Source organism: Agrobacterium sp. NPDC090283 (genome assembly GCF_044769685.1).
Classification (GTDB): domain Bacteria; phylum Pseudomonadota; class Alphaproteobacteria; order Rhizobiales; family Rhizobiaceae; genus Agrobacterium.
The window spans coordinates 108,595-133,014 of record NZ_JBIVYG010000005.1; the positions used below are offsets into that span (position 1 = coordinate 108,595).

The 24,420-nt window shown below is 60.5% G+C and carries 24 protein-coding genes; 14 read left to right on the top strand and 10 right to left on the bottom strand.

The window, feature by feature from the left end; all coding sequences use genetic code 11:
- Positions 1 to 115: 115 nt before the first annotated feature.
- The 7 genes from ACIQUH_RS09730 to ACIQUH_RS09760 form a co-directional block, all read right to left on the bottom strand.
- A complete protein-coding gene (locus tag ACIQUH_RS09730; RefSeq protein ID WP_400814228.1) occupies positions 116 to 1,285 on the bottom strand; it encodes a Gfo/Idh/MocA family protein in 1,170 nt (389 codons plus the stop codon).
- Positions 1,286 to 1,296: 11 nt separating this feature from the next.
- The gene (locus tag ACIQUH_RS09735; protein WP_400814231.1) at positions 1,297 to 2,346 is read right to left on the bottom strand and encodes a sugar phosphate isomerase/epimerase family protein; all 1,050 of its coding nucleotides are present in this window, start codon (positions 2,344 to 2,346) and stop codon (positions 1,297 to 1,299) included.
- A gap of 33 nt (positions 2,347 to 2,379) precedes the next feature.
- Positions 2,380 to 3,402 (bottom strand): LacI family DNA-binding transcriptional regulator, encoded by a 1,023-nt coding sequence (locus ACIQUH_RS09740; RefSeq protein ID WP_400814234.1) that lies wholly within the window; start codon positions 3,400 to 3,402, stop codon positions 2,380 to 2,382.
- Between the two features lie 3 nt (positions 3,403 to 3,405).
- A complete protein-coding gene (locus tag ACIQUH_RS09745) occupies positions 3,406 to 4,374 on the bottom strand; it encodes an ABC transporter permease (protein WP_400814237.1) in 969 nt (322 codons plus the stop codon).
- Between the two features lies 1 nt (position 4,375).
- On the bottom strand, positions 4,376 to 5,320 hold the full coding sequence (locus ACIQUH_RS09750) for an ABC transporter permease (RefSeq protein ID WP_309580221.1): 945 nt from the start codon (positions 5,318 to 5,320) through the stop codon (positions 4,376 to 4,378).
- Positions 5,317 to 6,810, bottom strand: coding sequence for a sugar ABC transporter ATP-binding protein (locus ACIQUH_RS09755; RefSeq protein WP_400814241.1), 1,494 nt, complete (start codon positions 6,808 to 6,810; stop codon positions 5,317 to 5,319). The genes ACIQUH_RS09750 and ACIQUH_RS09755 overlap by 4 nt, the downstream gene beginning before the upstream one ends.
- Positions 6,811 to 6,913: 103 nt before the next feature.
- Positions 6,914 to 7,936: a substrate-binding domain-containing protein gene (locus tag ACIQUH_RS09760; RefSeq protein ID WP_400814244.1), complete on the bottom strand. Its 1,023-nt coding sequence runs from the start codon at positions 7,934 to 7,936 to the stop codon at positions 6,914 to 6,916.
- A gap of 307 nt (positions 7,937 to 8,243) precedes the next feature.
- Between ACIQUH_RS09760 and ACIQUH_RS09765 the strand changes: the two genes are divergently transcribed.
- Positions 8,244 to 8,639 carry a cupin domain-containing protein gene (locus tag ACIQUH_RS09765; protein WP_400814247.1) on the top strand — a complete coding sequence of 132 codons (396 nt, stop codon included), beginning with the start codon at positions 8,244 to 8,246 and terminating at the stop codon, positions 8,637 to 8,639.
- Between the two features lie 32 nt (positions 8,640 to 8,671).
- On the opposite strand, the gene ACIQUH_RS09770 is transcribed toward ACIQUH_RS09765, so the two are convergent.
- Positions 8,672 to 9,433 carry a UTRA domain-containing protein gene (locus tag ACIQUH_RS09770; RefSeq protein WP_400814250.1) on the bottom strand — a complete coding sequence of 254 codons (762 nt, stop codon included), beginning with the start codon at positions 9,431 to 9,433 and terminating at the stop codon, positions 8,672 to 8,674.
- A gap of 126 nt (positions 9,434 to 9,559) precedes the next feature.
- On the opposite strand from ACIQUH_RS09770, the gene ACIQUH_RS09775 reads away from it, so the two are divergent.
- From ACIQUH_RS09775 to ACIQUH_RS09795, 5 genes are all read left to right on the top strand, one after another.
- Positions 9,560 to 10,603, top strand: coding sequence for an ABC transporter substrate-binding protein (locus ACIQUH_RS09775; protein ID WP_400814252.1), 1,044 nt, complete (start codon positions 9,560 to 9,562; stop codon positions 10,601 to 10,603).
- Positions 10,604 to 10,712: 109 nt separating this feature from the next.
- A complete protein-coding gene (locus tag ACIQUH_RS09780) occupies positions 10,713 to 11,519 on the top strand; it encodes an alkaline phosphatase family protein (RefSeq protein WP_400814254.1) in 807 nt (268 codons plus the stop codon).
- A complete protein-coding gene (locus ACIQUH_RS09785) occupies positions 11,516 to 12,340 on the top strand; it encodes an ABC transporter permease (protein ID WP_400814256.1) in 825 nt (274 codons plus the stop codon). Before ACIQUH_RS09780 ends, ACIQUH_RS09785 begins: the two co-directional genes overlap by 4 nt.
- Entirely contained in the window at positions 12,337 to 13,131 is a 795-nt protein-coding gene (locus ACIQUH_RS09790) for an ABC transporter permease (protein WP_400814258.1), read from the top strand. Before ACIQUH_RS09785 ends, ACIQUH_RS09790 begins: the two co-directional genes overlap by 4 nt.
- Entirely contained in the window at positions 13,128 to 14,129 is a 1,002-nt protein-coding gene (locus tag ACIQUH_RS09795) for an ABC transporter ATP-binding protein (RefSeq protein ID WP_400814260.1), read from the top strand. The genes ACIQUH_RS09790 and ACIQUH_RS09795 overlap by 4 nt, the downstream gene beginning before the upstream one ends.
- A 64-nt stretch (positions 14,130 to 14,193) precedes the next feature.
- Here ACIQUH_RS09795 and ACIQUH_RS09800 read toward each other — a convergent pair whose 3' ends face one another.
- A complete protein-coding gene (locus tag ACIQUH_RS09800; protein ID WP_400814262.1) occupies positions 14,194 to 15,093 on the bottom strand; it encodes a LysR family transcriptional regulator in 900 nt (299 codons plus the stop codon).
- 138 nt (positions 15,094 to 15,231) lie between these two features.
- On the opposite strand from ACIQUH_RS09800, the gene ACIQUH_RS09805 reads away from it, so the two are divergent.
- Positions 15,232 to 16,005, top strand: coding sequence for an SDR family oxidoreductase (locus tag ACIQUH_RS09805; protein ID WP_400814264.1), 774 nt, complete (start codon positions 15,232 to 15,234; stop codon positions 16,003 to 16,005).
- A gap of 177 nt (positions 16,006 to 16,182) precedes the next feature.
- Positions 16,183 to 17,058, top strand: coding sequence for a hypothetical protein (locus ACIQUH_RS09810; RefSeq protein ID WP_400814266.1), 876 nt, complete (start codon positions 16,183 to 16,185; stop codon positions 17,056 to 17,058).
- On the opposite strand, the gene ACIQUH_RS09815 is transcribed toward ACIQUH_RS09810, so the two are convergent.
- Complete coding sequence (locus tag ACIQUH_RS09815) at positions 17,048 to 18,112, bottom strand: LacI family DNA-binding transcriptional regulator (protein ID WP_400814268.1); 1,065 nt, start codon at positions 18,110 to 18,112, stop codon at positions 17,048 to 17,050. The two genes, ACIQUH_RS09810 and ACIQUH_RS09815, sit on opposite strands and share 11 nt — an antisense overlap.
- Before the next feature lie 139 nt (positions 18,113 to 18,251).
- On the opposite strand from ACIQUH_RS09815, the gene ACIQUH_RS09820 reads away from it, so the two are divergent.
- From ACIQUH_RS09820 to ACIQUH_RS09845, 6 genes are all read left to right on the top strand, one after another.
- Positions 18,252 to 19,286, top strand: a complete 1,035-nt coding sequence (locus ACIQUH_RS09820) for a Gfo/Idh/MocA family protein (protein WP_400814270.1) — start codon at positions 18,252 to 18,254, stop codon at positions 19,284 to 19,286.
- Between the two features lie 12 nt (positions 19,287 to 19,298).
- Positions 19,299 to 20,201, top strand: coding sequence for a sugar phosphate isomerase/epimerase family protein (locus ACIQUH_RS09825; protein ID WP_400814273.1), 903 nt, complete (start codon positions 19,299 to 19,301; stop codon positions 20,199 to 20,201).
- A gap of 62 nt (positions 20,202 to 20,263) precedes the next feature.
- On the top strand, positions 20,264 to 21,496 hold the full coding sequence (locus ACIQUH_RS09830; RefSeq protein ID WP_400814275.1) for an ABC transporter substrate-binding protein: 1,233 nt from the start codon (positions 20,264 to 20,266) through the stop codon (positions 21,494 to 21,496).
- 110 nt (positions 21,497 to 21,606) lie between these two features.
- Positions 21,607 to 22,509, top strand: a complete 903-nt coding sequence (locus tag ACIQUH_RS09835) for a carbohydrate ABC transporter permease (protein ID WP_400814277.1) — start codon at positions 21,607 to 21,609, stop codon at positions 22,507 to 22,509.
- Complete coding sequence (locus ACIQUH_RS09840; protein ID WP_400814279.1) at positions 22,506 to 23,333, top strand: carbohydrate ABC transporter permease; 828 nt, start codon at positions 22,506 to 22,508, stop codon at positions 23,331 to 23,333. Before ACIQUH_RS09835 ends, ACIQUH_RS09840 begins: the two co-directional genes overlap by 4 nt.
- The gene (locus ACIQUH_RS09845; RefSeq protein WP_400814282.1) at positions 23,330 to 24,415 is read left to right on the top strand and encodes an ABC transporter ATP-binding protein; all 1,086 of its coding nucleotides are present in this window, start codon (positions 23,330 to 23,332) and stop codon (positions 24,413 to 24,415) included. Before ACIQUH_RS09840 ends, ACIQUH_RS09845 begins: the two co-directional genes overlap by 4 nt.
- Positions 24,416 to 24,420 lie beyond the last annotated feature (5 nt).

The window sequence follows — 24,420 nt, forward strand, 5'->3', positions numbered from 1 at the left end:
TTCCGTTTGATCAATCTGACGACACGTGTGCCCACGCCTTTCCCGGCCTTCTGGCCGGGTCATGCCGGGTACCACCTCCTGTGCCCTGCGTCGTCCGTCCTCGATATGCGACGATCTACATGTCGATCCCTACCCAGGACGAGGTCCGACTGGACCGGACGGCCGCATCGATGAATGCGAGACCCGCAAGGCCGTCCTCGATACCGGGGTAAATCACCTCCCCGGCGGCTCTGTTTCCCTCCCTTTTTGCGATGATTGCATCTGCGGCTTCGCGATAGATCGTCGCAAAACCCTCGAGATATCCCTCCGGGTGCCCGGATGGCACGCGGCTGACACGGTTGGCGGCAGCACCTGCGCCTGCGCCGTTGCGGGTGATAAGCCGCTTAGGTTCGCCATAAGGCGTGAACCACAGCTCGTCCGGCACGCGGTGATGCCATTCCAGCCCGCCTTTATCGCCATAGACCCGCAGCGACAGCGCGTTTTCATTGCCGACCGCGATCTGGCTTGCCCAGAGCATGCCCTTGGCGCCGCTGTCATAACGCAAAAGAATATTGGCGCTGTCATCCAGCTGCCGGCCCGGAACGAACGACGTCAGATCGGCATAAAGGCTTGTCGGGATTTCGCCCGTGACGAAGGCAGCGGCGTTGAAGGCATGGGTGCCGATGTCGCCGATTGCCCCGCCCGCGCCGGAGCGGCTGGGGTCGGTGCGCCATTCCGCACCCTTTGCACCCGTCTTTTCGACGGCTTCGGTCAACCAGTCCTGCGCATATTCGGCCTGAACGTGGCGCAGCTTGCCGATGGCTCCATCAGCGATCATCTCGCGCATCTGCCGCAGCATCGCGTAGCCGGTGTAGTTATGCGTCAGGATGAACAGCCTGTCGGATGCCCTGACGATCCCGGCAAGCGCCTTCGCCTCTTCCAGCGTCGCGGTCACCGGCTTGTCACAGATGACGTGGATGCCGGCGTCGAGAAATGCCTTGGACGGAGCAAAATGCAGATGGTTGGGGGTGACGATGGCGACCGCCTCGATGCCATCTTCCCGACCAGCCTCGGATGCCGCCATTTCCTCGAACGAGGCATAGGAGCGCTCCGGCTCAATGCCCAGCAGGGTTGCCGAAGCGCTAGCACGCGCGGGATCGGAGGAAAGCGCGCCGGCCACCAGCTCGTAACGGTCATCCAGCCGGGCCGCGATGCGGTGCACCGCACCGATAAAGGCGCCCTGACCACCGCCGACCATGCCGAGACGGATACGGCGGCTATCGAATTTCTTTGTAGCGGAGGACATGGCTATCCCTTTCAAAGTCCGAGGAGGCGGCGATTGGCGGCATCATCGATGCCGCTTTTGGCGAAATCGTCGAAGGCCCGCTCCGTCACGCGGATGATGTGATTTTCAATGAAGCTTGCGCCTTCACGCGCGCCATCTTCCGGGTGCTTCAACGCGCATTCCCACTCCAGCACCGCCCAGCCGTCGAAATCATATTGGGTGAGCTTGGAAAACACCGCACCGAAATCGACATGCCCGTCGCCAAGCGAACGGAAACGGCCCGGCCGGTCGACCCAGCTCTGATAGCCGCCATAAACGCCGGAACGGCCAGTCGGATTGAACTCGGCATCCTTGACGTGAAAGGCACGGATGCGCTCGTGGTAGATGTCGATGAAGCCTAGATAATCCATCGCCTGCAGCACGAAATGCGAGGGATCATAGAGGAGGTTGGCGCGCGGGTGATTGCCGGTGACCTCGAGAAAACGCTCGAAGGTGACGCCGTCATGCAGGTCCTCACCCGGATGCAGCTCGTAGCAGAGATCGACACCATTCTCCTCGAAGGTATCGAGGATGGGTGTCCAGCGCTTGCCGAGTTCGGCAAAGGCCATTTCGACAAGCCCGGCCGGACGCTGTGGCCATGGGTAAACGAACGGCCAGGCAAGCGCGCCGGAGAAAGTCGCATGGCTCTTGAGGCCAAGGTGCTGCGAGGCTTTCGCCGCACACTTCAGCTGATTGACGGCCCATTCCTGCCGCGCCTGCGGTTTGCCGCGCAATTCAACTGGGGCGAAACCATCGAACATTTCATCATAAACGGGATGAACGGCGACAAGCTGGCCCTGAATATGGGTTGAAAGCTCGGTGATCTCGACGCCGATCTCGGCCAGACGGCCCTTGATATCGTCGCAATAGGTCTTGGAGGCGGCGGCCTTTTCCAGATCGAAGAGTTTGGGATCGGTCGGCACCTGAATGCCCTTGTAACCGAGCGAAGCCGCCCATTGGCCGAGATTGTCGAGCGTGTCGAAAGGGGCCTCGTCTCCGGCAAATTGCGCGAGGAAAATTGCCGGGCCTTTGATCGTCTTCATGTCCTTACACTCCTTGCATTCACAGTCTGGCCGCTACCGATGCGGCGGGCGGCAGGGCGCGACCGAGCCGCGCACCACCAGTTCCGTATCCAGCACGATGGTTTCAGCCGTGCGTTTTCCGTTCAATCTGTCCACCATCAGCGCCATGGCCCTGCGGCCCATTTCCTGGCGGGGCTGGCGCACCGTCGTCAGCGGCGGCTCAAACGCATTGGCGAAGATGATGTCGTCGAAGCCGATGACGGAGACGTCGGCCGGAACCGAAACCCCACGCGCCCGCAACTCGCTGATCGCGCCAATCGCCATCTGGTCGCTCGATGCGAAGATCGCGGTGAAGGCGATGCCACCTTCGAGAAGACCGGTTATCGCCTGACGGCCAGCCTCGATGCTGTAATCGCCCGTCACCACCAGTTCGTCGGTGTAGGCTATGCCAGCCTCGGCAAGTGCTGCGCGGTAACCGTCGAAACGTTCCTGCGCCAGACTTTCCGGAACGGGACCGGCCAGATGCACGATCTCTTTATGCCCCGCCTCGATGAGGTGCCGCATGGCATTCATGGAGGCGGCACGGTTGTCCACCTTGACGGTCGGCAGCGCGAGGCCGGGCACTGTCTCCGACGCGATGACGATCGGCGGCAGCGCGTCGCCCTGATCGAGAAGCTCGGAGGGAAACTGGCCGGTCATCAGGATAAGCCCGTCGGCATGTTTCTGGCGCACCATGTCGATATGGGTCGCCACGCGGTTCTCGTCGTTGCGGGCATCGCCCATCAGCACCTTGAAGCCCGCTTCGCCCGCCGCTTCCTCAACGCCCTTGTAGATTTCGAGATAAAACGGGTTGCCGATATCGCGAACGAGAAGGATGACGGTGTTGTTGGATTGGCGACGGAAGCTGGCCGCCTGCGCATTGGGAACGAAGTTCGCCTGCCGCACGGCGTCGAAAACCTTCTTTCGGGTTTCCGGGCGAACCTTGTCGGGTTGCTGCAGCGCCCGCGATACGGTCGCGATGGAAACGCCCGCGAGAGCTGCAACTTCCCTGATATTCGAACCTTGGTCTTTGCTCATCTGTCACACACGCAACTGCTTTTGGCGGCCATAAAGCAGCATCAGCGCTAGCAACGTGACACCGAATATGATCTGCCGTGCCCATACATCGAGGTTGAGCGTTATCAGTACGCTTTGCAGAATGGTGAGCGCAACTGCCCCGGCCATGGTTCCGACATATCCGCCCGCACCGCCGGCAAGCGAGGTGCCGCCGATGACGACCGCAATGATCGACGGAAGCACATATTGGTCGCCGACGGAGATGAAGGAGGTGCCGGTGTAACCGATGACGCACACCCCGGTCAGCCCGGCAAACAGGCCGGAAAGGCCATAAAGCAGGGGGCGTATCAAAGAGACGGGCAATCCGGTGAGCGTCGCCGCCCGCTCGTTCGAGCCGATAGCGTATATGGCGAAACCAAAGGCGGTGCGGCGCAGCACGAAGAGCATGATCGCGGCGATGCCCAGCCAGACGAACAACACGCCGGGAATACCGAAGATGAGCGGACGGTTGATGAAGCCCGCCAGCAGCGGCGCTGCCGCACCTGATGGAACGCCCTGCGAATAAACGACCAGCCCGCCCTGAATGACGGCCGTCATGCCAAGCGTCATGACCAGCGGCGGAATGCGCACGAAGGTGATGCCGAGACCGTTGATGAGGCCGATCAGGAAAGGAATGCCGCCGGCAACGAGAATGGCAAGCGGAATGCCGGCATTCTGGCCGTTCATCATATTGCCGGCAAGGACGGCGCCCAGCGAGATCATCGCGCCGACGGAAAGGTCGATGCCTTCACGGCCGCCGAGGATGACGAGGTTCTGGCCCGCCGCGACGATACCGAGAATGGCGGCAATCGTCAGCAGCCGCACGATCTGCGACCCTTGTGCGAAGCCGGGCGACAGCAATTCGCCGACCAGCAGCAGGAAGACCGATGCACCAATGGCGATGGTCAGGGGATCGGTAAGGAGGGTTTTGATTTGCAAGCCGGGATTGGTCATATCAACGCCTCGTCACCAGAACACCGCCGGCCAGCGCCGTCAGCACGATCAAACCCTGCACCAGTGTCTGGTACTCGAAAGGCAGGCCCGCAAAGAAAATCACATTGCCGATCATGCCCAGCACCAGCGCGCCGGCAATCGACCCCGTCGAGCTGCCGAAACCGCCAGAAAGTGCGGTGCCGCCCAGAACCACGGCCGAGATGGAAGACAGCGCCAGACTTGCGCCGAGCAGCGGGTCGCCCGAGGCGGTTTCGCCCGTAAGGCACAGCGCTGCCAGCGCAGAGAAGAGGCCGGAGATCATATATGCCCCGATGCGGATGCCGGAAAGGCGCAGGCCCGTCTGGAAGGCGCCGGTGCGATTGCCACCCACGGCAAGCAGATGCGTGTGGAAAGGAATGCGCGATACGATCAGCGTGAAGGCAATGCCAGCCAAAAGCACCCACAGCACGAATGGCAGGCCGATGAAGCTGCCGGAATAGGTTTGCCAATAAGCTTCCGGCACGGGGAGGCCAGCCTGCGGCAGAACCCAGATCGCCAGCCCGGCGAAGATGATGCCCGTCGCGAAAGTGGTGACAATGGGCTGGAAGCGCAGGCCGGATATGAAAAAGCCATTGACCAGTCCACACAGCAGCCCGACAGCCGCACCCGCCGCCATGCCGGTAAAGACAGCACCCGTCGTACCGCCGAGTGCGGCGATGACGCTGACGGTGACGACATTGGCGAGCGCCACGATGCTGCCGACCGAAAGATCGATATCTCCAGCCAGAATGACGTAGGTCTGGCCGATGGCCACCAGGATCAGCGGCAGAAACGTCGTCAGGTTCGATTGCAGCACGGAGGGCTGAACGAAGGATGGCTGCAAAAACGTGTTCACGGCAACGAGAACGGCCAGAACGACGAGGGTGATGATCCAGGGTTGCCTGCGCAGAACGCCTTGGGAATTCATGCGGCGTCTCCATAGGCGGCGCGGGTCATGTTGACGGATGTCATGTCGGCTCCGGTCAGTTCCGCAGAGATGCGTCCGCCGTTGAAGACGAGAATGCGGTCGGCATATTCGAGGATTTCCGCATCTTCCGAGGAATAGAGAAGGATGGTCGCGCCGGCATCGGCCTGCTGACGCATCAGCGCAAAAAGATCGGCCTTGGCGCCGAGATCGATACCCTTGGTCGGATCATCCAGCAGAAGCAGTTTTGGCGCTGTGGCAAGCCAGCGGGAAATGAAGATCTTCTGCTGGTTGCCACCGGAAAGCGTACCGATGGCCATGTCCATGCCTGCAAACTTCGTCTTCATGTCATCAGCGACCTTCTGCACCCGCGGCTTCAAAGTTGCGGGCCGAACCAGCCGCATCTTTTCGCGCACCATCAGCGCGGCAACGAGATTTTCGAAGATCGACCGGCCCTGAAGCGAGGCGTCACGACCGCGATCGCCCGAGACATAGGCAAATCCGTTGTGAACCGCCTGCGAAGGCTTGCTGATGGTGATTTCACGGCCCTCGAAGCGGACTTGGCCTGTTGCAAAGGGACTGGCGCCGAAGAGGCCTTTCAGCAAGGCCGACTGGCCCTGACCCTGCAAGCCGGCCAGACCGACGATTTCGCCCGGATAGGCGTCCAGAGAGACACCGCGAACGCCCTCACCCGCCACATCCGTCAGCTTCAAGCTCGGCGCAGCAGCCGAACGCCCGTTCTGACGGGCGGGTGCGGCCCGAACATCGCCGACCATGTCGTGCACGACGGCTTCACGGGTGGTGGCTGCCGTATCGAGTTCGGAAATCGTCGCGCCGTTGCGCATCACGGTGATGCGGTCGCAGACGGCAAAAACCTCATCGAGACGGTGGGAAATCATGATGGTCGAGATACCGTCGGCCTTCTTGGCCCGGAGTATCTCGAAAAAGCGCTGAGACTGGCGGCCATCGAGCGCCGCCGTCGCCTCGTCCATGATCATCAGGCTGGCATTCTGGGCGAAGACCTTGAGGATTTCGACGAGCTGGCGCTGATCCGGCGGCAGATTGCCAACGATTGCGTCCGGCTCCAGCCCCTCGCCCGCCACGCCGTCAAACAGCGCGATTAGTCTCGCCGCTTCGGCTTTCAGGGCTTTGCCGTCAACAAAGATGCCACGTTTCGGCTCGCGGCCGAGAAAGATATTATCGGCGACGGAAAGCTGCGGAATGAGGCTCAGCTCCTGATAAAACAGGGCGATGCCGGCATTTTCCGCGTCACGCGGGCTTTTGAAGCGCACTTCCGCGCCGTTGAACCGAATCGTGCCGCTGGTTGGCGCGACCGCGCCCGCAACGATCTTGCAAAGCGTGCTCTTGCCGCAGCCATTGGCGCCCAGCAGCGCGTGAATTTCACCGCGACCGACGGTCAGCCTGCCAGCGGAAAGCGCGCGCACGGCGCCAAAATTCTTCGTTATGCCGGCCGCTTCCAAAGCGTTCGCCATCGCAAGTCCCCGAATAATGCTTGTCACAGGCGGATGGCCAAGGCCCTTTCCGCACTCGAAATTGTGGTTCGGGCCGGCGTTCGCCGCCAGCCCGAGACTGGTCTTACTTGAAGAACTCGCCAGCCTGCTCCGGCGTCACGGCTGCCGTGACGGACCAGTAGCCCGGCTTGCCATCGGCGGCCTTGATATTATCCGCGAGGTTGTCGTTGCTGACGAAGGGGATCGGAATATAGATGGCATTACCATAGGTGCCGCCGAAAATACCGTCCTTGAATTCCTTGCCCTGCAGCTTCAGGACAGCGACGTTAAGCGCGCTGGCCATGACGCCGGGAGGATTGACCGAAGCGCCGGAATTGAACTTTTCCTTTTCCCAGCGCGTCATGAAGTCCTTACGGATTTCACCGGTTGCGGCAATGTCCTTGGTCTTGCCGGCGGCTTCGATGGCGCGCCATGCACCATCAGCCATGCCATCCTGCACCCAGACGCCGCTGATGTCAGGATAGGTGGCGAGCAGGTTCTGCATGGCCTGCTGGCCCTGCGCCTGATCCCAGCTCGCATTGGCTTCGTTCAGCACCTTGATATCGGGGTATTTCTTGAACACTTCGCGGTAACCGGCGACGCGGGCTTCGTTTGCCGGGTTGCCGGCGATGCCGTTGATGGCGACGACGCTTCCCTTGCCCTTAAGCGCATCCGCAAGCCATTGCGCCGACTGTGCCGCCCATGCCTTCTGGTCGATGCCGACATAGATCGCATCCTTCGAGGACACTTCCGCGTCTGTGGCGATGACGAGAATGTTGCGCGCCTTGGCCTGCGCGAAGATCGGATCGAAAGCCGTCGGGCTGCCGGGATTGATGAGGATCGCATCAACGCCCTGGTTCATGAAATTGCGGATATGGCCGATCTGCCCCTGCACATCGACATTGCCGCTCTGAACGACAACCTCAACCTTGACGCCCTTTTCGCCCCACGCCTTTGCGGCAGCCTGAGCCTCTTCGATCATCTGCGTGCGCCATTCGCTGCCGACGAAGGAATTGGAAAGACCGATCTTGAAGCTCTGTTCCTGCGCAAGCGCGGACGTGCCCGCCGCCAGCACCATCGCGGCAGCAGCCATCAAATGTCTCAACATGAAATTTGCTCCTCCAAGCACGGTTTTTACTGATGAAACCGTTTACATTGGCGAATGTAACCGTTTTCATTGTTGAGTCAATCCCGAGAATGTTTTTTGTTCCGGCGTCTGAAGTGGAGGTAAAATGAACGCTGACGGCGCTGGAAGATCTTTATAAAAGAGCGTGATAAACCTTCGCGAAAATCGGAGCGTCCGGCTTTGAGAAGCGTTTTTGGAACTGTCCGCTTGATAGGTTTTTTACTCCCCTCTGGACAGGAGGCGAATTCCCGCCTCAAATCGCCGCACGATATCAGCCAGGAGAATGGCCATGGAAATATTGCGCGCAGGAACCCGGGCATCGGCCAAGGGTCCCGATGACTGGTTCACCGGGCAGGTCCGCATCGATCCCCTCTTCAACCCCTTTGACGCGGAACGGGTGCAGGGTGCACAGGTCACCTTCGAATCTGGCGCCCGCACCGCCTGGCACACCCATCCCCTCGGGCAGACCCTGATCGTGATATCCGGCCTTGGCCGCGCACAACGCGAGGGCGGTCCCATCGAGGAAATCCGTCCCGGTGACGTCATCTGGTTCGCGCCGGGCGAAAGGCACTGGCATGGGGCAGCCCCCAATGTCGCCATGACCCACATCGCGCTTCAGGAAGTCAAAGACGGCAAGGTGGTGGACTGGATGGAGCAGGTGACAGACGCCCAATATGGCGGCTGACGAGGGCAGCCGGTCCGATATCTCTCCGGACCTCAGCTCGAAGGCTGATCCTGCGGACCGGTTTCCACCCTGACCGATATGGCGTCATGACGCCAATATTCGAGGTCGCAATCGATGATGCGGCCATGCTGGTCCTGATTGACGCGGGTGATCTTCAGGCCATAGGCCCCTTCGCTACAACCGAGATGATGGGCCGGATATCCCCGTAAAGCGACGGGGTTAATTTCGAAATAGGCCGGACCATAGGTAACGGCGTAACTGTCCTGATAGATCGTCGTGAGCGACCGGGTGAGGTCGTGTTTCACGATATCAGGGAAAATCTCCATTGAAAGATAATGCTCGACGAAAAGCACCAGCCGGCCGTCGATGCTGCGCTTTCTGCGGATGCGCCAGAAAGGCGTTGCCGGCGCGCAGCGCATGAGGGGTGCAAGCTCTTCTGGCAAGGCTGCGGCCTCGGCCTCCACCAGCACCGTTTCGGCAAAGCGCCCCTGCTCGGCCGCCATGCGATGGAAGTGGGAGCGGTGCAGCGGGCTGTAGATGAGGCGCGGTCCGGAAACGAACCAGCCGCGCCGGCTTTCCCGAAAGATCAGCCCGTCGATTTCCAGATGGAAAAGCGCCTCGCGCAGGGTAATGCGCGTCGTGGCATATCGTGCGATCAATTGCCGCTCGGAAAGGAGACGGCCGTCCTTCACCACCTCGCCCGCGGCGATGGCCAGCCGCAATTGCCGCTCCAGTCCGCCGCGCCGGCTTGGGTCGATACCCCTGTTTTCGCTCACCGTTCCCTTGCCCAACATCGTCGCCCTTCGTTGTCGCCGTCAAAAAATCGCGGGCGTGTTTCCGTCTGCGCTGAAACCGTCATTGGCCTGTCATAGCGAACCGATAATGAGCATGCAACTGGTCTAGACCAAGGAGCAAGCCCCGTGAAAAATTCCATCCTCTCCCTGTCCCTTCTCACCGTTTTCACCCTTCCCCTCGCCGCCCAGGCGCAGGATGTCCCGGCCCTCGAAGCCGCTGCCCGTAAAGAAGGCGCCATCTACAGCGTCGGCATGCCGGACGGCTGGGCGAACTGGAAGGACACCTGGAACCAGCTGACCGAAAAATACGGCCTGAAACACGCCGATACGGACATGAGCAGCGGCGAAGAGATCGCCAAGTTCGCCAATGAAGGCGCCAATGCCACGGCTGACATCGGCGATGTCGGCCTCGAATTCGGCCCAATCGCTGTCGCACGCGGCGTTACCCAGCCCTACAAGACCACGACCTGGGACCAGATCCCCGACTGGGCCAAGGACAAGGACGGCCATTGGGTCATCGGTTATACCGGCACCATCGCCTTCCTGATCTCCGCCGATGTCAAGAACCCGCCCGCTTCCTGGGCCGATCTGCTGAAGGGCGACTACAAGGTCTCGCTCGGCAATGTCGGTTCCGGCGCGCAGGACAACGCCGCCGTGCTGGCCGCCGCCATCGCCATGGGCGGCGGTGAGGAAAACCTCCAGCCGGGCGTCGACCTCTTCGCCAAGCTGGCGGAAAAAGGCCGCCTGCTGGCCAATGGCGCAAACCCCGCCACGATGGAAAAGGGCGAAATCCAGGTCGCGCCGATGTGGGACTTCAACGCCCTCAACTATCGCGATGTGGTTGGCCGCGAAAAGTTCAAGGTCGTCATTCCCTCGGATGGTTCGGTGACCAGCGGTTACGCCACCATCATCAACAAATTCTCCAAGCAGCCCAATGCCGCCAAGCTGGCGCGCGAATATATCCTCAGCGATGCCGGCCAGATCAACCTGGCCAATGGTTACGCCCGTCCGATCCGCGTCGACCGCATTACCCTTCCGCCGGAAGCCAAGGCGCGCCTGCTGCCCTCGGAACAATATGCCAAGGCCCGTCCGATCAATGCCGCCGTCTGGACCCAGGCCGCCGGCAAGCTGGTCAACCTCTGGCGCGCCAGCGTCGCCCCAAAGATGTAATCGGGCAACCGGCCTGAAAACCGAACGACTGTTCCGCGGGCATCGAGCCCGCGGAACATGCTAAAAAGTGCTCGGGCAAACCGAACCACAAACAGGCGAGACGAAAGCGATGCACAAGACGATCTTCATCCTGCTGGATGGCCTCAGATATGCGACGGCACGGGATTGCCTCGGATATATGGAAGGTCTGGTAACGGCCGGAAAGGCCGGTATCCGCGCCGTGCGCAGCGAATTGCCGTCGATTTCGCGGCCGCTTTACGAAACGCTGATGACCGGACTACCACCGGTGGTTCATGGTGTCACCAGCAACGGCGTGGTTCGCCGTTCCCGCTTTCCCAATGTCTTCTCGCTGGCAAGTGCGGCCGGCCGCACCACCGCCGCCTCCGCCTATCACTGGTATTTCGAACTTTACAATCAGGCGCCCTTCTCCCCGGAATTCCGCCATATCGAAAATTTCGATGGCGGCATTCATCACGGCTCGTTTTATTGGGCCGATCATTATCCGGACGACCATGTCTTTGCCGATGCGGATGTTCTGCTGCGCCGGCATGGCCCGGATTTCCTGCTGATCCACCCGATGAATATCGACAATGAAGGCCACAAACATGGCGGCAGCTCGCGGGAATATCGCAACGCCGCCCGTAACGCCGGCGATCTCCTGGCGCGTTATCTGCCGGCCTGGCGCGCTGCGGGTTACAATATCATCGTCACCAGCGATCACGGCATGAGCGATGACGGCAATCACGGCGGGCCGCATGAGACCGAGGCTCTCGTGCCGTTCTATACATTCGGCGAGGCCTTTACGCCGGCTGCGGATGCGAAGCCTGCACAGACGGATATTGCCGGGCTCATCTGCACGCTTCTCGCCATTCCCGATCATGGCCTGACCGTGCCGCAGGGGCTGTTATCCGCATGAGCGTGCAGAACCGCAAAATGCGGCTGCTGGCAGCGCCGTTTCTCGGCGTGATCGCCATTCTCGTCCTCTGGCCGCTGGCGAGCGTCATCACTGACAGCTTTTTCGCCGGCGGTGCGCTGTCGCTTGCCAATTACCGCACCATTCTCACGGATGCCTTTTATCTTCAGTCATTCGCGACCACGACGACCATTTCGCTCATCAGCACGGGAACGGGTCTCGTTCTCGGTTTTCTGGTCGCAGTGGCGCTGCGGGCAAGATCGGGTGGCACGCGCCGCATCGTCATGGCCTTCGCCAATATTGGCGCCAACTTCGCTGGCGTACCGCTCGCCATGGCGCTCATCTTCCTCTTCGGGCTGAACGGCATGTTCACGCTTTTGCTGAAGGAACTGGGGCTGATAGACGATTTTAACGTCTATTCCTTTACCGGGCTCATCATCGCCTATTGTTATTTTCAAGTGGCGCTGGCCACGCTGCTGATCACGCCGGCACTTGCCGCCGTGGGTCAGGATATCGAAGAGGCAGCGGCGCTGATTGGCGTCGGCAAGCTGCGGTTCTGGCTCAGGATTGGCCTGCCCACCGTCGCACGGCAGTTGCTGGCAATCGCCATTCTGCTCTTTGCCAACGCCATGGGCACGTTCGCGACGACCTTCGCTTTGACGGGCACGAGCATCAATGTCGTCACCATCCGCATCAGCGAACTGGTCTCCGGTGACATTTTCTCCGATCCCAATCTCGCCAATGCCATCGCCATATGCCTTCTGGTCGTGCTTCTCGTGCCCATCACCGCAAGCCAGATTCTGGCGGGAGAAAAGCGCCGATGACGCAGCATGGTTTCAAAGGCACAAGCCTGTTTCTGTGGCTGATGGCGCTCATCATGATATCGCCGCTGCTGGCGACGATGTTGAATGCGGTGGCGACCGACTGGTCGGGAACCCTGCTGCCGGCCGGGCTGACGGCGGATAATTTCGTCACCATCCTGTCGGACCTGCGTTTCCATGCGGCTTTGCTGCGTTCCACCCTGGTTGCCGCAGCTGCCCTGACGATCGCGACCCTCATCATCGTCCCGGCCGTCGTCTCCGCCCATATCTACTGGCCTTCACTTGACCGCTGGTTCGCACGGCTGGTGATCTTGCCCTATGCCGCACCCGGCATCATTCTCGTGGTCGGTTATCTCAGGATATTTTCCGCACCGCCGCTGCAGATCGGCGGCTCACCGCTGGTACTGGTGTTGACCTATGTGCCGCTCTGCTTTTCGATGTTCTACATCGCCGTGAAGAACGGCCTGCGCAACCTCGACATCAACGAGCTTCTGGATGCCGGACGGCTGATCGGCGCGAGCGACCTCGCCATTTTACGGCGCGTCGTCCTGCCCAGCATCCTGCCATCCATCGCGGTTGCCATCGTGCTGAATTTCGCGACGCTGTTCAGCGAATTCGTCTACGCCAAGATGCTGGTCGGCGGCAATTTCGAGACACTGCAAATGTACATGTTCGCCCAGCGCAGCCTCAGCGGCCGTATCACCAGCGTCATCGTCATTCTCTATTTCCTGCTCATCCTTGCCTTTACCCTGATCGCCTTTCGGATGGTCCCGGAAACGGAGCGTGCATCATGACCCATCTCGCGATCCACAATATCAGCGCCATTTATGGCAACGCCACCGTTCTCGACGCCATCGAGCTTGGCATCGATACGGGTGAGATGCATGTGCTGCTGGGGCCGTCCGGCTGCGGCAAGACGACATTGCTGCGCTCCATCGCCGGCCTCGTTTCGCCCTCGTCCGGATCGATCACGCTCGACGGCCGGCGCATCGATACCCTGCCGCCGAAGGATCGCGGCATCGGCATGGTGTTTCAGCATTATGCGCTTTTTCCCAATATGACGGTGCGGCAGAACCTCGCTTTTGGTCTGGAGCAGCGCCGGCTGGCAAAAAAGACCATCGACGACAAGGTCTCCGCTGCGCTCGAAACCGTCTCCCTCAGCGACCGTGCCGACTGGCGGCCGCACCAACTCTCCGGCGGACAGAAACAGCGCGTGGCGCTTGCCCGCGCGCTGGTGCTCGAACCCAAGCTGCTTCTGCTGGACGAACCGCTTTCCGCGCTCGATGCCCAGATCCGCAAGCGTCTGCGTGATGAGTTGAAACGCATTCAGCGCGAAAGCGGCCTCACCAGCATCCTCGTCACCCACGATCAGGACGAGGCCCTGTCGCTGGGCGACCGCATATCGGTGATGAATGCCGGCCGCATCGCCCAGACCGCGTCGCCGCAGGAGCTTTATTACCGACCGGCCGACCTGTTCGTCGCCGGTTTCATTGGTGACGCCAACATCATCACCGCCGAAGACATGTCACGCATCACCGGCAACCGCTTCGAGCGGACCTGCATCATTCCCCCGCACGCCTTCACCATCGGCAATGCCGGAGACGGAACTGGCGTGGCCTTCACCGCAGAGGTGAAAGACATCAGCGTCGTCGGCCCCACGGTCCGTTACCAGTTGGATGCGGCCGGCGTGGCGCTCAAGGTCGAACATGCAAGCGCGCAGGATGCGCTTTACCCGCCGCCCGGCCAGCACGTCACCCTCACCGTCGCCGAGCGTCAGCTGCATTACATCTGAGCAATGCGTGCGACATGACGGCGCGCGCCGCCTGCCGATGAAATAACCCGGTTGGTGTCGTCGGCTAAAGAAGCCGCCGCCGGAGCAACGCTTCCAGCCAGTCCGCGAAGACCTGCAATCGTCGAGAAAGATGCTGGCGATGCGGATAAAGCAACGCCATTGGCATCGGCTCGGCCCGATGGGCCGGCATGACCTCGATGAGTTCGCCGCTCTCCAGATGCGGCCTGACGTCGTAAGCCGGTATCTGGATCAAGCCGAGACCGGCGAGACAGCAGGCAATATAGGCCTCGGCATTATTGACGGTAACGCGGCCCTGCATGGAAACCGATTGCAGCACCTCTCCCTCGAGCCATTCCCAATTTTCCACGCGCCCGCTGGAGGGCGAAGCGTAATTGACGGCCCAGTGGTGGGAGAGATCGTGGGGCGTTTTCGGCGTTCCATAACGCTGCAGATAAGAGGGACTTGCGACATTGACCAGCGGCAGCTTGCCGATCGGCCGCGCGATCAGGCCGGAATCGCTGAGCGGACCGACGCGCAGCACGCAATCGATATTGTCTTCCACCAGATCGACGGCGCGGTCGGTCACGCCGAGGCCTATGTCGATCTGCGGATAAAGGTCGAGAAATTCCGGCAGCGCCGGCGCGATGACCAGCCGGCCGATCCGGCCCGGCACGTCGATCCGCAAGCGTCCCGAAGGCTGCGCCGCCGTCTGCCGGAAGAGATTTTCCGCATCTTCGACATCGGCGATCAGCCGCTGGCACCGTTCGTAAAAAGCCGAACCGTCCTCGGTTGGCGAGACCTTGCGCGTCGTGCGGTTCAGCAGCCGCGCACCGATGCGTCCTTCCAGTTCCTGCACCGCCGCCGAAACCGAGGAGCGCGGAATGCCGAGCGTATCGGCGGCCCGAGTGAAACTCGCGCAGTCAACGACGCGCGTGAAGATACGGAACAGGTCGATACGGTCCAACCGGAAACACCCCATTGTGCGGATTTTCTGACAAGTTATGTCAGAATAAGCGCCTTTATCACGTAATGCTAGACGATATCCTGCCACAACGAAAGCGGTCATCAGCGTGACCGGACACCGGCAAAAGGAGGCCGACCCATGACAGACCATTCCCTCAAGGGCAAAACCGTCATCATCGCCGGCGGCGCGAAAAATCTCGGCGGGTTGATTGCCCGCGATTTTGCCGGCCAGGGCGCCGGCGCCATCGCCATCCATTATAACAGCGCCGCAACCAGGGCCGATGCCGAAGCAACAGTGGCCGCCGTGAAAGCAACCGGCGCCGAGGCCGTCGCCCTTCAGGCCGATCTCACCACGGCAGGTGCGGTCGAAAAGCTGTTTGCCGATACAGTTGCCGCCATTGGCCGCCCGGATATCGCCATCAACACCGTCGGCAAGGTGCTGAAGAAACCGATCCTCGACACGTCCGAAGCCGAATATGACGAAATGACTGCCGTCAACGCCAAGTCGGCCTTCTTTTTCCTGCAACAGGCCGGCCGTCACGTCAGTGACAACGGCAAGATCTGCACCCTCGTAACATCACTCTTAGGTGCCTTCACGCCGTTTTACGCCAGCTATGCCGGCACCAAGGCCCCGGTGGAGCATTTTACCCGCGCCGCGGCCAAGGAATTTGGCGAACGCGGTATCTCCGTGACCGCAATCGGCCCCGGACCGATGGACACGCCGTTCTTCTACGGTCAGGAAACACCGGAGGCGCAGGCCTATCACAAGAGTGCCGCCGCACTTTCCGGCTTCTCGAAAACCGGTCTCACCGATATCGAGGACATCGTTCCCTATATCCGCTTCCTCGTGACGGATGGCTGGTGGATGACCGGGCAGACCATTCTCGTCAATGGCGGTTACACCACGAAATAAGGCATTTCGGCTGAAGGCGACAAACGGAATCGGGCTGCGGCTCGGCACCGTTTCAGCCCAGCCGGCCTCGGCGGGCTTGATGCCGGGGCACCAAAAAAATGGAACGCCATATGGCCTGAACCATATCTGCCGGTGTAAAACCCCGTCATCCTGTTATTGGAAAGCCGGGGATATCGTATGAATTCAGCGCGTCGTGGCGTTCTCGCATTTCTGGGCGGCCTTGTGCTGGCAAGGCCTTCTCTCGGTGCAACACCGGGCAAGTCAGCGGCCTTTGCCGAATCCCGTTCCGAATACAAACCCCGACACATCCTCTGTTTTCTCGGCCCCGAAAACGGGCTGGCGGCGCTCCAGAAGAGCGCCCGCGCCGCTATCGATGGTTTCGCCCCCGATTTCAGCCTCGACGAGGATTATTCACAGGATGAGCCGGACGACCGGATGGAACGGTCCTTCAATGTCTGCTGGGACCGCGTCGACCCGGATGCCTACCAGCCGGCGGATGAGGAAGCCATCGCCGGGCACGGCTCGGTTCTTTATGTGCTTGGCCCGTCCATGGATGCCGGAACAGCCGTAAAGACATCCACACATGCCCTCAGATTCGTACAGCACATGCTTGATCACGGCGCCCTCGCCGTGAAGGGAGAAAGCGCGGGCGTCGCGCATGGGGCAAGGCGCTGGAAGCAGCTCTTCGAGCAATCGCGCAGCGAAGCTGCTGCCAATGACGAAATGGCGCTTGCGAGAATCTGCCGTCTGGCTTTCGCACGTCGCCCCATAGGCGGCGATGCCGAGGGTATGACGAGCGTGGGGTTTCACCTGATCGGCTTGCCCGATGTGCATGTGCGCTTTACCAAAAACGGGGATCAACCGTCCACGAATGCCGAACAGTTAAAGATCGCCGCGTTGATGGACGATATCGCCGATCAAATGGCGCGTGACGGGGTCGACGCGGTCGTGAAGGATCGTCGCGCCAGCCTCACCGACGATACACGCTATGAGGAAGACGAATATAAATTCAATCCTTTCGGTGTCGTCGGCATTGATGACCTCAAGCTTTGACGCCCCCGGGCACAGCGGCCTGCGGAGCAGGCGCGGGGTCGCTCTCGCCTGCCACCAGCAGCATGGGCCACACGCAATGGCGGGCCTGACCGGGGTAAAAGGGCGCGTAGGCCGGCATGGTGGATAACAGCGTCTGCGCCACCGTCACGCCGAGATCATGCAGGGACATGCGGAAACTGGTCAGCCGCGGTTCCAGAAACTGGCCGCGCGGGCCATCGCGGAAGCCGATGACGGCAAGATCGCGCCCCGGCTTCAGCCCCACTTCCGCAAGCCGGCGATAAAGACCGACCGCCATCAGCTCGTAGATCAGCACGATCGCCGTTGGCCGGGGCCGCATCTGCAGCCACTCGCTGGCGGCGTGATAACCACCCTGCTCGCTCGATTTCGCGCGGATGACCAGCGAGGAATCATAGGCGATGCCATTGTCCTCCAGTGCGCGCCTGTATCCTTCCAGAAAAACGTAACCGAGATTGATATCGCTGTCGGGCACGGCCACCGCAATCGAACGATGCCCGGCGGCGGCAAGCCGGTCGACGGCATTTTTCGCGACACCCTCGAAATCGAGATCGATCCAGGCGTGATTGTCGCTGGAAGCGGTCCGTCCGAGCGCCACGAAAGGCAGGCGGGTCTGCTTCAGGAAATCCACACGTTTGTCGGTGCGCCGGGTGGCGGAAATGATCATCGCATCCACCATGCGGCGCGCCACCATGCGCTTCAGATATTCATCCGGATCCTCCTCCCCCGGACAGGGCAGAACGATGAGATCGAGATTATGTCCGGAAAACACGCTTTGCAGGCCATCCGTCACGCCTAAGAAGAAGTTGTCGGAGTTCTCCACGGTCTGCGCGTCGCTGCCGGTCATCAGGCCGATGACATTGGTGGTTCCCTGCCTAAGGCTACGGCCGGACTGGTTGGCGACATAACCAAGCTTTTCCGCCGCTTCCAGAACACGCCGCCGCGTCTCTTCGTTCACATCGGGCTTGCCGTTCAGGGCACGGGAAACGGTGCCTATCGATATGTCGAGATAATCGGCAAGCTGACGGATTCCTTTCATGCATTCCCCTCCCATGCCCCAGCGCACAATCGACGCGCCCTTAACGGTCTTGACATATCTAACATCATCGTCATAGTCTCGTAAACGTTTACGACGCTCTGCGCAAAGAGGAGTTTGCGAAAGAGCCCGGGGAGATGAGATGACATTTAATGCCGTTTTATGCGGGTGCGGAGCCATGGCCAAAGGCTGGTTGCGCGCCATTCAATCCACGCCGGAAATCGCCGGTGCGATCAGGATCGCCGGTCTGGTGGATCTGAACGAGAACACGGCCCGCGCGCTTGCAGAAGAATTCGCCCTCACCGACGCGGTCATCGGCACCGATCTTCGCGCGGTTCTTGCCGAAACGAAAGCCGACATCCTTTTTGACATCGTCATCCCGCAGGCACGCTTTGCCGTGGTTGAAGCCGGTCTCGAGGCCGGGTGCCATGTGCTCAGCGAAAAGCCGCTGGCCGCCTCGATGCAGGAAGCCGCCACGCTGGTGGAGCTGGCGAAAAAAGCCGGGAAAATTCATGCCGTGGTGCAAAACCGGCGGTTTGTGGCGGGTATCCGGCGGCTGCGCCGTGCCATCGAAGACGGCGTCATCGGTGATCTGACGGCCATTCATTGCGATTTCTTCCTCGGCCCGCATTTTGGCGGCTTCCGTGAGGAAATGAAGAACGTTCTGCTTCTCGACATGGCGATCCACACCTTCGATGCAGCCCGTTTCGTCGCCAATGAGAAACCCCTCTCCGTCTTTTGCGTGGAGAAGAACCCGGCCGGCTCCTGGTATGCCCATGGGGCGAGCGCCAACGCCATTTTCGAGTTCTCCAACGATGTCGTCTTCACCTATCGCGGTTCATGGTGCGCCGAAGGCGAGCGGACCAGCTGGGAAGCGCGTTGGCGGCTGATCGGCTCCAAGGGCATGATCCTCTGGGACGGGGAGGACAATTTCTCCGCTTCCGTGGCCGGCGAAGACCAGGGGCTTTTGCGCGGATTTAAGACCGTAAACGTTTCCGATGCCGTTTCCGAGAAGGATACGCGCGGCCATGCCAGCGTCATTCTCTCGTTCCTTCAATCCATCCGCACGGGTGAGATGCCTGAAACGGCCTCCTTCGACAACATCAACAGCCTTGCCATGGTGATCGGCGCGATTGAAAGCGCCCGCCTCGGCCAGCGTGTTTCCATTGCAGCATAAGGACTGAAAGACGTGAGCAATCCGGCAACATCCATCCGCATCGGCACCATGGTCAGCGCCAGCAAGGGCCAGGCGGCTGAACGCATCGGCCAGATCGCCGACCTCGGCTTCGAAAGCTTCGAGCCGTTCTTCTGGCAGACAACCAACGGTCAGGACCTCGCCGAACTCGGCAAGCGCTGCCTTGACGCGATCGGCGACCGTGACATCACCATCGGCACGCTTGGCATGTTCGGCAATCCGCTGGAGGAAACCGAGATCGACCTTCAGACATTGCAGGGCTGGAAAGACTGCATCGACAACGCCCATCATTTCGGCGCCACCTGCGTTGCCGGGTTCACCGGCCGGCTGCGCGGCAAACCGCTGCCGGAAAGCCTTCCCCGATATAAGGAAATCTGGAGCGAGCTTGCCAAACGCGCCGCAGACAAGGGCGTGAAGATCGCCTTTGAAAACTGCGCCATGGACGGCAACTGGCAGACCGGCGACTGGAACATCGCGCATAATCCCGACGCCTGGGAGCTGATCTTCAATGAAACGCCGGATGAGCATATCGGCATCGAATGGGAACCCTGCCACCAGATGGTCTATCTCATCGATCCGCTGCCGCAGATCCGCAAATGGGCGGACAAGATTTTCCACGTGCACGGCAAGGACGCGACCATTCGCTGGGATGTCATTCGCGAGCACGGCATTTTCGGCAAGGAAAAATTCGTCTTCATGCGCACGCCGGGCTTCGGCGACAGCAACTGGACGGACATCATCTCCGAACTGCGCCTCGCCGGCTGGTCCGGCTCGATCGACATCGAAGGCTGGCATGACCCCGTCTACCGCGACGCGCTGGAAATGACGGGCCAGGTGCATGGTCTGAACTATCTGAAAAAATGCCGCGGCGGCGATTTCGTCGTCGACCCGACATAACGGAAGCCTTTTGGGAGAAGGTTTTCGAAGATTGCAGAGACGATAACCAAGAGGAGGAGATTATGGGTATCGCGAAATGCATGATGGCCGGCGCGTTTCTGCTGGCGGGCGTATCCGCCGGCGCAATTGCGGCGCAGGCAGAAGATGTGACGTTGACCCTCTGGTCGCTGGATCGTGATATCCAGCCCGCGCCGAACCTTATCAAAGAGTTCAACGCGCTCAATAACGGCATCAAGATCGAATACCGGCAATTGCAGTTCGATGATGTGGTGAGCGAATCCATGCGCGCCTATTCGACCGGCAATGCGCCCGATATCATCGCCATCGACAACCCCAACCACGCCATGTTCGCCGCCCGCGGCGCCTTTCTTGACGTGACCGACATGATCGCAAAGTCGGACGTCATCAAGACGGAAAACTATTTTCCCGGGCCGCTGAAATCGGTGATGTGGGACGGCAAATATTTCGGCGTGCCGAAGGCGACGAATACGATCGCGCTTTATTACAACAAGGACCTGTTCAAGGCCGCCGGGCTCGATGCGGCAAAACCGCCGCAGACCTGGGACGAGCTGGTGGAAGCGGCCCGCAAGCTGACCGACCCCTCGAAAAATATTTACGGCATCAGCTTCAGCGCCAAGGCGAATGAAGAAGGCACCTTCCAGTTCCTGCCCTGGGCGCAGATGGCGGGCGCAACCTACAAGAACATCAATACCGAGGGCGCCGTCAAAGCGCTCGAAACGTGGAAACTGATGCTGGATGAAAAGCTCGCATCACCGGACACGCTGACGCGCAGCCAGTGGGACTCCACCGCCACCTTCAACGCCGGCAACGCCGCCATGGTCATTTCCGGCCCATGGGAAATCGACCGCATGCTGAAGGACGCCAAGTTCGACTGGGGTGTGGCCCTGCTGCCCGTGCCCACACCCGACGCCCCACGGTCTTCAGCCATGGGCGACTATAACTGGGCGATCTTCTCCAAGACCAAACATCCGGAAGAAGCCTTCAAGGCAATCGAGTTCTTCGCCTCGAAGGACAAGGACATGTTCAGGAACTTCGGCCAATTGCCGGCGCGCTCGGATATTCCCGTGCCTCCAACCGGCAATGCGCTGAAGGATGAGGCGCTGAAGACCTTCGTGGAGCAGCTGAAATATGCGCAGCCGCGCGGCCCCTCACCCGAATGGCCGAAGATTTCCAAGGCGATTCAGGACGCCATCCAGGGTGCACTGTCGGGGCAGATGACGCCGAAAGCCGCGCTCGATCAGGCCGCTGAAAAGATAAAGCTGGTCGAAGGCTGATCCGGCAGGCGGCCGGGTTTCTCCGGCCTCCACTCAAGGGGTTCCTCCCGGTGGGGCTGCCTGCCGCGACAAGCGGCGGCGGCCCCAAGCGGAGCTTGCGAGGATGTTTCATGAAAAAACTGTTTTCCAGCGTCAGTGACGGTCGCGGTTTCGACATCGTCCTTGTCGCCCTGCCCTTGGGTTTCCTGTTCGTCATGGCGGGTCTGCCGCTGCTCTACAACATTGTCATGAGCTTTCAGGAAGTCGACATGTTCAGCCTGGGCACCTTCGTGCGCCCCTTCGTCGGCTTCAAGAATTATGTCGATCTGTTCCGGCAGCCTGAAACATTGCCCATTCTCATGAACACGGTCACCTTTGTCGTCGCTTCCATTGCCGGGCAGTTCGCCATCGGCTTTGGCCTCGCGCTATTCTTCTGGGTGAATTTTCCCGGCGCAACCTGGCTGCGCGGCCTGTTCCTCGTATCCTGGGTCATGCCCGGCCTCGTCGTCGGCGCCATCTGGAACTGGATTCTCTCGGGCGATTTCGGCGTCCTGAATTTCTTCCTGCGGGAAAGCGGCCTGATATCGGGCAATATCTTCTGGCGTTCGGATGCGAATTTTTCGCTCTGGGCCGTCGTCATCGCCAATATCTGGCTCGGCACCTCCTTCAACATGATCCTGCTTTCCGTCGGCCTCGCCTCCATTCCGGGTGATCTTTACGAAGCGGCGGAGCTTGATGGCGCCAATGCCTGGCAGCGCTTCTACACCATCACCCTGCCAATGATGCGCTCCACCATCGGCGCGATCGTTTCGCTCGGGTTGATCTTCACCTTGCAGCAATTCGATCTTTTCGCCGCCATTACCGATGGCGGACCCAATAACAGCTCCAACGTGGCGCAATATTGGGCCTGGGATCTGTCGTTCCGGCAATATGATTTCGGCAAGGGCGCAACGATATCCGTCATCATGATCGTTTTCGTCATGCTGGCATCCGTCGTTTATGTGCGCTCGACACGGCATGAGGTGCGCGGATGAGCACCACCAACCGCAATCGCCTGATGCTGGCAATCGCCATCGTTCTCGCCATCATCTACCTCTTCCCGCTTTACTGGATGTATCTGACATCGCTCAAAAGCGGCTCGGAAATGTTCGCCAATCCGCCATCCTTCTGGCCCAGCGATCCGCAATGGCAGACCTATGCCTATGTCTGGAACAGCCGCAATATGGGGCGCTACCTGTGGAATTCGGTGCTGATCGCGTCGAGCGCGGTGTTTCTGATCACCATTCTCGGCGTCGGCTGTGCCTATGTTCTGGCGCGGTATCGCAATGTCTGGTTGGATATCGGCCTGTTCCTCATCCTCATGCTGCAGGTTCTGCCGGCATCGCTGATGATCACGCCGATCTTCGTCGGTTTCTCGCAATTCGGGCTTCTGGATTATCCGCGCCTGTCGGTCGTCCTCGCCATTGCGGCCAAAAGCATGCCCTTCTTTGTCGTGCTGGTGCGCGCCACCTTCATGGCGGTGCCGCAGGAGCTGGAAGAGGCGGCGCTGGTGGATGGCAATTCCCGAGTCGGCGCCTTCTTCAACATCGTGCTGCCGCTTGCCAGAAACGGCATAATCGTCAGCGCCATCCTCATCTTCATGCAGGCCTTCGGTGAGTTCGTCTATTCGAAATCGATGATCCAGGCGGCGGAACTGCAGCCCGCCAGCGTCGGTCTCAACTCCTTCATGGGCCCCAATACCAGCGAATGGAACAACATCATGGCCTATGCGACCATGTATGTGACGCCCATTCTCGCCCTCTTCATTCTCTTGCAGCGCCGCATCGTTTCCGGCCTGACATCAGGAGCGCTCAAATGACCCTTCAGATCGAACTTTCCGGCGTCAACAAATATTACGGCGCCTTCCATGCGCTGAAGAACATCAACCTTTCCATCGAGAAGGGCACCTTCGTCGCACTTGTCGGCCCTTCCGGCTGCGGCAAATCCACGCTTTTGCGTTCGCTCGCGGGCCTTGAAACCATATCGGCCGGCGACATGCGCATTGCCGGCACGCTCATGAACGGCGTGCCGCCGCGCAAGCGCGATGTGGCCATGGTGTTCCAGTCCTATGCGCTCTACCCGCATATGACGGTGGAGGAAAACCTCACCTATTCGCTGCGCATGCGCGGCGTTGCCAAGGCCGAGGCCCGCAAGGCGGCGGAAGAGGTTGCGGCCACGACCGGTCTTTCCAAGCTGATGAAGCGTTATCCGCGTGAACTCTCCGGCGGCCAGCGTCAGCGCGTGGCCATGAGCCGGGCAATCATCCGCAATCCGCAGGCCTTCCTGTTCGATGAGCCGCTTTCCAACCTCGATGCCGCACTGCGCGTTCATATGCGCAAGGAAATCCGCGCGCTGCACGATCGCCTGCATGCCACCTCGGTCTATGTCACCCATGACCAGATCGAGGCGATGACCATGGCCGATCATGTCGTCGTCATGCGTGACGGTGTCATCGAACAGCAGGGAACGCCGCTGGAATTATACGACCGCCCCGTCAATCGTTTCGTTGCAGGCTTCATCGGCTCGCCGGCGATGAATTTCATTCCGGCGACCGTCAGCCCGGATGGCGCTTCCCTTCAGTTACGGTTCGATGAAGACGAGCCGCAGCAGTCGGTCAGGAACCCTGTCTCCCTGCCTCCCGGTAAAAATGTAATCGTCGGCATCAGGCCGGAACATATCCGGCCGGCAACGGCAGTCGGGGCAGCATTGACGCTGCCTGTCTCCGCTGTGGAAACGACCGGTTCGGCGACCTTCCTCACAACGGCAACATCCACCGAACTGGTCATCGCGGTGCAGGGACGCAGCGCGGTCAAAGCCGGTGAAATGATCGGCCTCGACATTGACCCATCCGATATGCATTTGTTCGATGAGGAAACGGGTGTTGCCCTCCTGAACCGGTAAGCCTG